At 34.2% G+C, this 9,440-nt stretch carries 8 protein-coding genes; 3 read left to right on the forward strand and 5 right to left on the reverse strand.

Annotated elements, in window-relative coordinates:
• Nucleotides 1–302: 302 nt before the first annotated feature.
• The 5 genes from DLK05_RS16065 to DLK05_RS16085 all read right to left on the reverse strand — a co-directional run bounded on the left by DLK05_RS16065 (nucleotide 303) and on the right by DLK05_RS16085 (nucleotide 5,773).
• Entirely contained in the window at nucleotides 303–1,496 is a 1,194-nt protein-coding gene (locus tag DLK05_RS16065) for a tetratricopeptide repeat protein (protein ID WP_127345029.1), read from the reverse strand.
• Nucleotides 1,497–1,864: 368 nt separating this feature from the next.
• Nucleotides 1,865–2,197, reverse strand: coding sequence for a VOC family protein (locus DLK05_RS16070; protein WP_127345030.1), 333 nt, complete (start codon nucleotides 2,195–2,197; stop codon nucleotides 1,865–1,867).
• Nucleotides 2,198–2,737: 540 nt separating this feature from the next.
• Complete coding sequence (locus tag DLK05_RS16075) at nucleotides 2,738–3,250, reverse strand: TIR domain-containing protein (protein WP_127345031.1); 513 nt, start codon at nucleotides 3,248–3,250, stop codon at nucleotides 2,738–2,740.
• Nucleotides 3,251–3,252: 2 nt separating this feature from the next.
• A complete protein-coding gene (locus DLK05_RS16080; RefSeq protein WP_127345032.1) occupies nucleotides 3,253–4,077 on the reverse strand; it encodes a macro domain-containing protein in 825 nt (274 codons plus the stop codon).
• A gap of 952 nt (nucleotides 4,078–5,029) precedes the next feature.
• Nucleotides 5,030–5,773: a hypothetical protein gene (locus DLK05_RS16085; RefSeq protein WP_127345033.1), complete on the reverse strand. Its 744-nt coding sequence runs from the start codon at nucleotides 5,771–5,773 to the stop codon at nucleotides 5,030–5,032.
• A 974-nt stretch (nucleotides 5,774–6,747) separates the two neighbouring features.
• Here DLK05_RS16085 and DLK05_RS16090 point away from each other — a divergent pair.
• From DLK05_RS16090 to DLK05_RS16100, 3 genes are all read left to right on the forward strand, one after another.
• Nucleotides 6,748–7,425 (forward strand): response regulator transcription factor, encoded by a 678-nt coding sequence (locus tag DLK05_RS16090; protein WP_127345034.1) that lies wholly within the window; start codon nucleotides 6,748–6,750, stop codon nucleotides 7,423–7,425.
• Complete coding sequence (locus DLK05_RS16095; RefSeq protein ID WP_127345035.1) at nucleotides 7,418–8,683, forward strand: sensor histidine kinase; 1,266 nt, start codon at nucleotides 7,418–7,420, stop codon at nucleotides 8,681–8,683. The genes DLK05_RS16090 and DLK05_RS16095 overlap by 8 nt, the downstream gene beginning before the upstream one ends.
• A 140-nt stretch (nucleotides 8,684–8,823) precedes the next feature.
• Nucleotides 8,824–9,285 (forward strand): PepSY-like domain-containing protein, encoded by a 462-nt coding sequence (locus tag DLK05_RS16100; protein WP_127345036.1) that lies wholly within the window; start codon nucleotides 8,824–8,826, stop codon nucleotides 9,283–9,285.
• The last annotated feature ends 155 nt before the right edge of the window (nucleotides 9,286–9,440 follow it).

Consider the following 9,440-nt stretch of genomic DNA (forward strand, 5'->3'; position numbering starts at 1 on the left):
GGGAAAAGTCCTGTAACTTCTCAAAGTCAAAAACGTTTTTACGTTCCAAGTGTGTAACACTCACACGCTTCAAGCGTTGACTTTGAAGAACTTCGTTCCCAAGAATCCTTTCTTAACCCAATACCTGAAATTTTATCTCAAACGCTCAAATTCACAGCAATATTCATTTCAACGGTTGGTATATGAGGCGTTGGGCGTTTTGAAACACCTAACTTACAATTTACTATACCGTTTACTTATATTCATAATTATTCAATTTAACTACCACCCGCCCAATGACTTATATACATTATTAGCAAACGTTATTTTTTGTTTTCCTCTAGAATTATTTCAATTTTTCTTTTCGTCTTTATGTTTTCTGGATTCAGTTTTATTGATTTATTATAATTCTCAATGGCTAAATCATAATTTTTAGATTCCATGTAAGCATCTCCTAAATCATCGTAAGCTTTAAAATATTCTGGATAAATCTCAATATTTAGCTTAAGAAGTAAAATGGCTCTATCATAATCTATTTCTTCGAATAAGTAATATTGAGCCGTGTGGAAAATTTTATAAAAAAAAGGATAATGATCTATAAAAGAATTAAAAATATCTTTTTTTAAATTATTGTAACTCAAACTTCTATCATTATTGTTACCTAACGACATTATTTCCCCTAAAATTTTATTGTATTCATTTAAATACTTTTCTCCTTGATTGTTATTTGGAAATAATTCTGGAATGTTTAAAATTCGATTTTCTTTTTTAAGTTCTTCTTTTAAATCAAATACTAAAGTTGATTCAAAGTCTGAGAAATAATATAAATAGATTTTCCCATTGTTTAAATCGTATATTGTTGAATATAATGTTTTAACTGACCTTTCATCCATTACAATTTGTCTCATCACATTTTCAGTAAATTGAATATCAGAGGTGTATCCTTTATTCAAAATTTCATTTGCTTTTTTATATCTCCAACATTGGTTTGTTTCATTTGTTCTTTTATTTGTTTGAACAAAATAATTGTCGTTTCCAATAATTAAATCATCTCCATCTACTAATAAATATTTACCTGATTTATCAATGTATCTCATTGTTGCTCCAGCCCAAAAATCAATATTATATTTATTAATTAAGACTTTTACTTCTTCTACTGTAGAGCATTCTTGCATTATCTTTTTCTCTAAGTCCGAAGGTGAAATTTTTATTTTTCCCTCAGAGTTTTCTAAAGGCTTATAAGATTGTGTAAAGCCATCAAAAACTAATCCCACCTCATTCATACCTCCTTGTGGATATAGATTATTGAAACCAACGTACATAGCTCCGTACTTACCGTTTTTACCTTGCTCAAACCAAATTCTAGTGTTTGGGTTCATTTGGTCTTCATTATTTCCAACAACAGTTCTTCCATTTTTGGTTATTTTAATTAGACTACAAGCGTAAGATAAATCGCTTAATCCAATAAGCATTGGCAGAAATAATATTATAATAAACTGTTTCTTTTTAATCTTCATTCTTTTGTTCTCCTTTAATGTTTGCTAACGGTCTTGCTAAGTTTTGTGGGCGATTAAAACAGTTGCCTTATCAAACCGCTAAAGAAGCAAGCCGTGTGAAATTGTTTATATTTTGAACAAACCAATTTTAATTGGCTTGCTGGTGTTTCTTAATTGAACTAAACTTCCAAACTGCACATCACCGCCCATGAAATTTAGCTTTTGTTAGCGGTTCGTTGTTTTTTTTTCCTTGTCAATTGTTTTAGTTGTAATTATCTATCCAAGTCCTTTTGTCATCTGTCATTTAATAGTCATCGAAAAATGATTCGTTCCATCACCAAATATTTTCTCGACCATAACTGATAGTTATTTTTGATGTTTAAAGTATACTATTTTTTTCTTAGGTGCTTGTCATATTGCATAAATTCAACTGGTGCACCGCAATCCTCAATAAAAGCGACAATTAAGCCTTCAGATGGTGAATTTGGTTCAATAATAACCTTCTGACCTTCTATTGCTTTAGCTAAATCATCAACTTCAAATGCAATGTGTGGTATTGTAAGAACTAATTCGGGATATGGTGCATCATCTTCAAAACGCATCCATTGAATTCCGTTCGGACTCTTTTTATGGTCAGTCACGTACATTTTTAAGTGAATAAGATGAATTTCACCTTGCTTTACCTCATTTGTTGGAATTCCGATGTGATTAAAGATTTTCATAATGTCAAAATAGTTTAAACTTAAAGTGTGTCTATGTTTTTTTTGCAATGACCGCTAACGTAAAAGTGTTTTATCCTTTCGTTTGTTAAAACTAACAAAACATTATTTAGAAGACCGATTTTATATTCTGAGAATAGTTCCAAATAAAGGATAAAACATAGTTGGACAATGTCGCCGGAACTATGGGTATTTAATTGGTTTGTTTTTTCGACAAATAGTTTCGGACTTCCTATTTGCTGTGTGTGGCAGGAAACCAGAGCGTTTCATAAAGATTTTTCGTTCAGAATAAAGCATAGTTTACCGCCGCTACCGCACGAATCCTTTCGTGTGCTTCTATTATAAAAAACGAAACGCGATTAAATCGCGCACCAGCAGAGGAAAATTTGCATTTGCAACTCATTTGCTTTGTTTATTATAGTAGCACGAGCTACAAGCTCGCGCTAGCGGGGGCGGGCTACAACCCTTGAATTTACTACTGTCTCGGCTATTATTTTTATACATTGTTAGGCAAAGTCGTTCATTCATCAAAGCAATAATCCTTTAATTAATCGCATTTTTTACAGCTTGATAATCCCAGTAATTGCTTCCATCTTTACGATACTGCATTGCTACATGTGTGCCTACGTTTTTAATACTATCTGGACATTTAGATTTATTTACAGTCGCGGCATTATATAATACTACAATTTTCAATTCATCACGAATTGCTTTCTCACACTCATATTCGATATAGCTACGATAATCCACAGATTTGCCACGAACACACCGGTTTTGATAACTATTCAAGCTACCACAGTATTGGCAGCTTCCGCTTCTTACAGACTTTGTGTTTGAGCCAACAATAAGCACAAAAGTCTTAGAAACATCTAATCTTAATCCAAGTGAAGATTTAATATTACAATTTAAACTACCATCTCTTGCTTGTGTCAAATCGTGAGCATCGGTAAATGATAAACTCAAATACTTACTATCATTCCATTTATGAAGCTGTTCAACTGCGTTTATGTCTCCACTCCATTCGCCTGCGATATAAGTTTTTGTCCTGTATGCCATTATTAATCCTTATTTAGTTTATAAAAATTGATTTTATCTTTCTTTGATTCATGTACAATGATTGACACTTTTGAAGGATAGGTGAATTTCGTCCTACTCACCTTAAATGACCAAATTAATAATTCAATTAATTCCTGTTCTGAGATAGTATCATATCCCTTGAACCTAGTTATCCCAGAGCCTAAAAGAGGAATTGACACAGAGCGACCAGCATAAATAATATCAATCTCATTCCAAAAGTTCAAAAGAAAATTAATGTAATCATCCATATTTAAAAAGGCTCGATTATCTTCGTCAAACCTTGTAAAAGCAGTGAGAAGGTAATCATTGTGTTCATAAATAGTGCCGAGCTTATACCGTTTCTTTTTGCCAGCAGACCTACTTTCGTTTTCTTCTAGAACCCTTTTGTTTAACCTTGAATCAGTATCTAATTTTTCATCAAATTCAGTTAAATTATCTATCTTCTCTTTTATGTATTTTCCATTCAAGGTATTCTCTGCAATAATTCTATTGTCAACCAGTGTGTCAAAATACTCATTAAATGCGATTACTTTTAATCCATCTTCTTCAAATACATCACCAGTTTTAATAATCATTGTCGAACTATTGATGTTTAATGTTGTTTTGTTTTGATTATTAGCCATTATCCACATAGCTAAATAAACAATCAGAAGAACCGCTACCAGAATAATACCAACCCAAATACGTATGCAATTATCATCAGGTATTTTTACTGCAATAAAAGCAAACGAGCAAAATAAACTTATCACAGATAATACTACTAGGTAATTTTTTAATAGCTTCTTGTCAAATAATTTTACTTTCATCGTCTTTCATTTATTAAATTCATATCAGTAATGTGCGGATGTAGTTTTTTCAATTTTGCCTAATGAATGTGTATAAGTAACTCGTTACGTTTATATTTCTTTTATCGGTTGAATTTATACGCATACACACCTAATTTGGCTGTGTAAACGTATGTTTTTTAAGTAGTGTTGATTAAATCATCAATAGGATTTTTAAACTTACAGCAATCTGTTTTGGATACATGAGTGTAAATTTCAGTTGTTTTCGAACTTCCCTACCCCAAACCTTCCTGTATATATCTCAAACCCGTTCCTTACTCCCGATAAGTAGCTAATCTGCATGAAACCGTCCAGCCCATTCTCCCCTTTCGCATTTAGTATGTTTTCTAAATGCCCTCTAAAATTAAATATATTATTTAATATTTAGCAGGGATTTCATAGGTTATGATCATAGAATCATTTTAAATAAGATTTATACCAACAATATTTGAGGAGCAGTCCTGTCGGGTTTTAGGTAATCCTGCTGCAAAAAATGTCGCCCTGTTAGGGATTTGCTCGTCCTGTTAAGGAAATAGTAGCCCTGTTAGATCTAAAGTCGTCCTGTTACGAAAATAGTCACCCTGTTAAGGTTTTGCTCGTCCTGTTACGAAAATAGCTGTCCTGTTGAACAGGGCGAGTTTGAAAGTAACAGGGCGAGGTAAATAACAACAGGATTGGTAATAAGTCAACAGGGGGAGTAAAAATGTAACAGGACGCTCTGAAAATCAACAGGGATAATAGCAAGACTAACAGGACAAGTAAAAAAGCAACAGGAAATATGGAAATGTTAACAGGGCAGCTAAAAACCCAACAGGGTTTGTCGACAAAGTAACAGGGCGTGATAAATTCTAACAGGAATAGCATATCTGTCTAATTAAAAACGCATCGAAATAATAAAGGTGTTCAAAAAAGAACACCCTTATTATTTTACCTCTTAAGCTTCTACTTCAGGGGTAATACTCTTTTTTTTGCCGCCATTTTTACTCTTCCAGTAATCGCTTTGGTAGCCTTTTATGCGAATCGGATCTTTCCAAAAAAGATATTTTCCGCAAGCGCGAACCTCATCTACCACTTCTTTCAGATAGGTGTAAGCCTTGTCGCGAATCACCTTCGACTCGTTGCCTTTTAGTTTACTACCATTGGCTTCGGCCAGTAGGTTGGCTCCTTCGGTTGACAAACGGCCGGCTTCGGCAAGTTTAGCAACATCAAAACCAATGGCGGCAAGCAATTCCTGATGATCGAGACCTAGTTCCGAATAGGTTTTTAAATCCTGAATCATATCGGCATCGCCATAACCTTGAGCAATTTCGCTAACGCGTCCTAAAAGAGCAGCATCGTTTCTAAAAGCATACCGAAATGCATGCTTCATTTCCTGGCATAAGTCAGCAGCTTTCTCGGCCATCTCTTTCCAGGCAATCTCGGATTCTTTACCGGTACGGCGAATCTTGATCCAGCTAGCCTGATAAAATCGAAGCACTTCGGCACGAATACCAATCTGTTTGATTCTATCTTCGCTAATACCACCAATGGCAAGCTTTTCTTTGTCATCCATCGCCCAGCTTTCCAAAGTCTCGGCTTCCTCGGTGAAAATGCTAATCGGTTGGTTCGATTCTACTGCTAAATCTGCGAGCATAGCTTCAACTTTTGCTTTACAATTAAGAATTTCTTCTTCACTCATACTTTTCTAATTTTTAAAAACTTATAAAATACTTTAACATTCACTCCCCAATTGCCGGAGAATGCGATGAGAGAATAACGCAGGGATCAGCACTGCAAAAACACAGCGATACCAATCACAAATACTACGTATCTGGTTATTTAACTAATGAAACAAAGAATAATTGGACGCCCCTATATTTTTATTTATGTAGTGTTAAAACGATAATAAAGCTAATAAAATTCAAATTTATTGATACATAAAAAATGATTTTATTTGTCGACTTTGTAAAATATATGATTAACGGACAAAAAAATCGTGTCAAGCACGGTTCACATCTTGTCAAGGGAAGGATAAAATGGAAATGGAGTTTCAAAAAAGAAAGGATTTGATGAAAATATCAGGGTGTAAACCTATATAATATCATCCGAAACATTTCTGTTCTTTGGAGGAATTCAAAAAATGAAGTCAGGTTTGGGCGAAGCGCCAATTTTAAAAAAAAGGATGCTGCCATTCGCAATCTAAATGGCATATTACTTGCCCCCAGCTTTAGCTGAAGGATGGAATAGTATACAAATAAAAGGCTTATTTCTTGGCAGCTTGAATAACACCAATTAATTAGGACAATATTGGACTTAAATATAGAAAGGTTTTCAATGTGGATTACTATTGGGCAGATCCTTCACTAAGGTTCAGGATGACAACAACTAATGTTGTGATTCTCCAATCAATATCTTTGTAAACAATTCCGTTTTTTGGATCAAGCCAATAGAAAGCTCTTTGGCTTTTCAAATCTATTGGGCAGATCCTTCACTAGCGTTCAGGATGACAACAACTAATATTAAAAAAGAATAAACCTTTTGCCCCTCCTGTAAAAGGAATTTGCAGTTTTATTTGCTTCCGATTCAGATATTGCTTCCACAAGTATTCTTTCATTTGTAATATCTTGGCAATAATTCTAAATTTCTACAAAATTGAATCTTTACATTTGGCAGATGAAATTATTACTCGTTGAGGATGAAAAAGAATTAGCCGTTAGTATTCAGGACTATCTGGCAAACAATGATTTTATTTGCGAGTGGGTGATGGATATCCATCAGGCAACCGACAAAATCACCTCGCACGATTACGACTGTATTTTGCTGGATTTAAGTTTACCTGATGGCAACGGATTTGAGATACTAAGAGAATTAAAGAGCCAAAATAAAACCGATGGCGTTATTATTATCTCTGCGAAAGAAAATTTGGAAACGAGAATCGAAGGTCTGCAGCTGGGGGCTGATGATTATTTAACCAAGCCCTTTCATCTATCCGAATTGTTGGTTCGGATACAAGCACTTATCCGTCGTAAAAATTTTAATGGTAACAATTTGGTTCGTTATCATGAAATTGAAATCGACGTACTTTCTAAAGTGGTAAAAGTCAATGGAAAGATTGTTGATCTCACCAAAAAAGAAATTATCCTGCTGCTATATCTTATCGGAAATGAAAACCGTGTTCTCTCCAAAGCTGCTATAGCAGAACATCTGTCGGGAGATATGGCGGATATGCTCATCAATCACGATTTTGTTTATGCGCACATCAAAAATTTAAAGCATAAATTAAAACTTGCCGGCTCCAATAATTATATTAAAACGATTTACGGAACAGGATATAAATGGCACAATGACTAAAAAACTCATTCATAAAACCTCCCGAGCCTATTTACTTTTTTCGGTGATAGTGGTGCTTATCATCGCTCCGGTTTTTTACTTTGTTACCGAACAGCTTTATATCGAAGATGCCGACGAGGCATTAACGCTGCGAAAGAAGGAATTTCTTCATTACAACAGGCCTCACTTTAAAAGCAGCGATATTAATGTCTGGAATAAATTTAACAGGGATATTAAAATAATAGCAAATACTGGAACCTCGCGAGATTCATTCTTCTACAATCACTACTACGACACTCTGGATGCCGAAGAGGAAACCTATCGCGAATTAAATACGCCGGTAGTTATCGAAGGAAAAAAATACACTTTTCTGGCAAGAACCAATCTGGTTGAAACCGAAGATTTGATTGTAAGTATTGCCGTTCTTTTTATCGCATTACTGATTGTCTTACTACTTGGTTTATTTTTTATCAGTAAAATATTATCCTTAAAACTTTGGAAACCCTTCTACAAAACACTGGCACAAATAGAGGCTTTTGAGATTGATAAAAACAATTCTTTTGATTTTTCCGATTCCAAAATAGAAGAGTTCAATCGGCTGAATCAAAGCATTAAAAAATTAATCACTAAAAATATCTCCATTTACCGCAGTCAGAGAGAATTTATTGAGAATGCCGCACACGAACTGCAAACGCCTTTAGCTGTTTTCCAAGCAAAAATAGACCTGCTGTATCAACATACCGAGCTAAATAAGGAACAATTAGAAATTATAAATGCCTTAAACGATAGTGTTCGCAGAATCAAGCGACTGAATAAAAATTTATTGCTGCTTTCTAAAATTGACAACAAGGTATTCGCCAGTAAACAAAAGGTTAGCATACAAAAGCAATTTGAAAAACTACTGGACTTTTACAGCGAGCAAGCACAAAGCATGCATATTGGAATCGAGATAAATTTACAGGAAGATATTCTTGTCGATACAAATTCCGATTTGCTTGATATCCTTTTAAATAATCTCTTTCAGAATGCGATTCGACACAATAGGGAAGGTGGCAAAATAAACATTCAGCTTGCGGATAACAGCTTGAGCTTTTCCAATACGGGCGAACCGATAGCTTTGGATGTTGATAAATTATTCCGTCGTTTTTCAAAATCCTCCTCCTCATCGCGTGGAAATGGTTTGGGTTTGGCAATAATTCAAAAGATCGCAGAAAGCAATAATTGGAAAATTGCCTATACCTACGAGCATAATTATCATTGCTTTAAGCTGACCTTCTAGAATTCTAACTTTCTTCAAAATCGCATTCGATATTTGTTAATATCAATGAAAGGATACACCTGCTTAAACCAAAGAAAAATTAATTAGGATTTAATTGTGTGTAGCTTTTAAATATTCACAAATAATTAAATGTAAAGTTCATGAAAACACTAAAATTAGTAACAGCTATTTTACTTGCCGCCGGAATATCTGCATGCGCACAAAACAAAAAACCAGTTCCTACCGCTATTCAGAACGCTTTTCTTGTAAAATTTCCAGATGCTAAAAAAGTAAAGTGGGATAAAGAAAACAAGATGGAATGGGAAGCCGAATTTAAAATGGATGGAAAAGAATATTCCGCTAATTTTTTAGCAGATGGAACATGGAAAGAAACAGAATATGAAATTAAGAAAGCCGCGATACCAGCAACTATAAAGCAAACCTTAGATACTGAGTTTGCAGGTTACGAAATTGAAGAAGCCGAATTCTCTAAAACTGCTGATGGTCAGGTTTACGAATTTGAAATTGAAAAAGGAAAAACCAATATGGAAGTTGCGATAGATAAATCGGGCAAGGTCGTAAAAAGGGAAGAACAGCAGGAAGAGGAGAAGGATAATGATTGAATAAGATCAATATCGTCCTAAACGTTTCGGTTTATTTGTATTTTTTATTGCAAATAAGATGTTTGTGGCTAATATATACTACAAAGGGGTTGTTTTTAAGCAGCTTGAACAGTGGCATCTTCTTTAAATATCTTTCGTTTTACGAAAGCTTTAGT

The sequence above is a fragment of the Ancylomarina longa genome (assembly GCF_003996985.1).
Classification (GTDB): Bacteria; Bacteroidota; Bacteroidia; order Bacteroidales; family Marinifilaceae; genus Ancylomarina_A; species Ancylomarina_A longa.

Excerpts from the sequence above, each read along its gene's own strand:
- DLK05_RS16075 (WP_127345031.1), bottom strand. The coding sequence starts at position 3,250 with ATGGCATACAGGACAAAAACTTATATCGCAGGCGAATGGAGTGGAGAC.
- DLK05_RS16100 (WP_127345036.1), top strand. The coding sequence starts at position 8,824 with ATGAAAACACTAAAATTAGTAACAGCTATTTTACTTGCCGCCGGAATA.
- DLK05_RS16080 (WP_127345032.1), bottom strand. The coding sequence starts at position 4,077 with ATGAAAGTAAAATTATTTGACAAGAAGCTATTAAAAAATTACCTAGTA.
- DLK05_RS16085 (WP_127345033.1), bottom strand. The coding sequence starts at position 5,773 with ATGAGTGAAGAAGAAATTCTTAATTGTAAAGCAAAAGTTGAAGCTATG.
- DLK05_RS16095 (WP_127345035.1), top strand. The coding sequence starts at position 7,418 with ATGACTAAAAAACTCATTCATAAAACCTCCCGAGCCTATTTACTTTTT.
- DLK05_RS16070 (WP_127345030.1), bottom strand. The coding sequence starts at position 2,197 with ATGAAAATCTTTAATCACATCGGAATTCCAACAAATGAGGTAAAGCAA.
- DLK05_RS16065 (WP_127345029.1), bottom strand. The coding sequence starts at position 1,496 with ATGAAGATTAAAAAGAAACAGTTTATTATAATATTATTTCTGCCAATG.
- DLK05_RS16090 (WP_127345034.1), top strand. The coding sequence starts at position 6,748 with ATGAAATTATTACTCGTTGAGGATGAAAAAGAATTAGCCGTTAGTATT.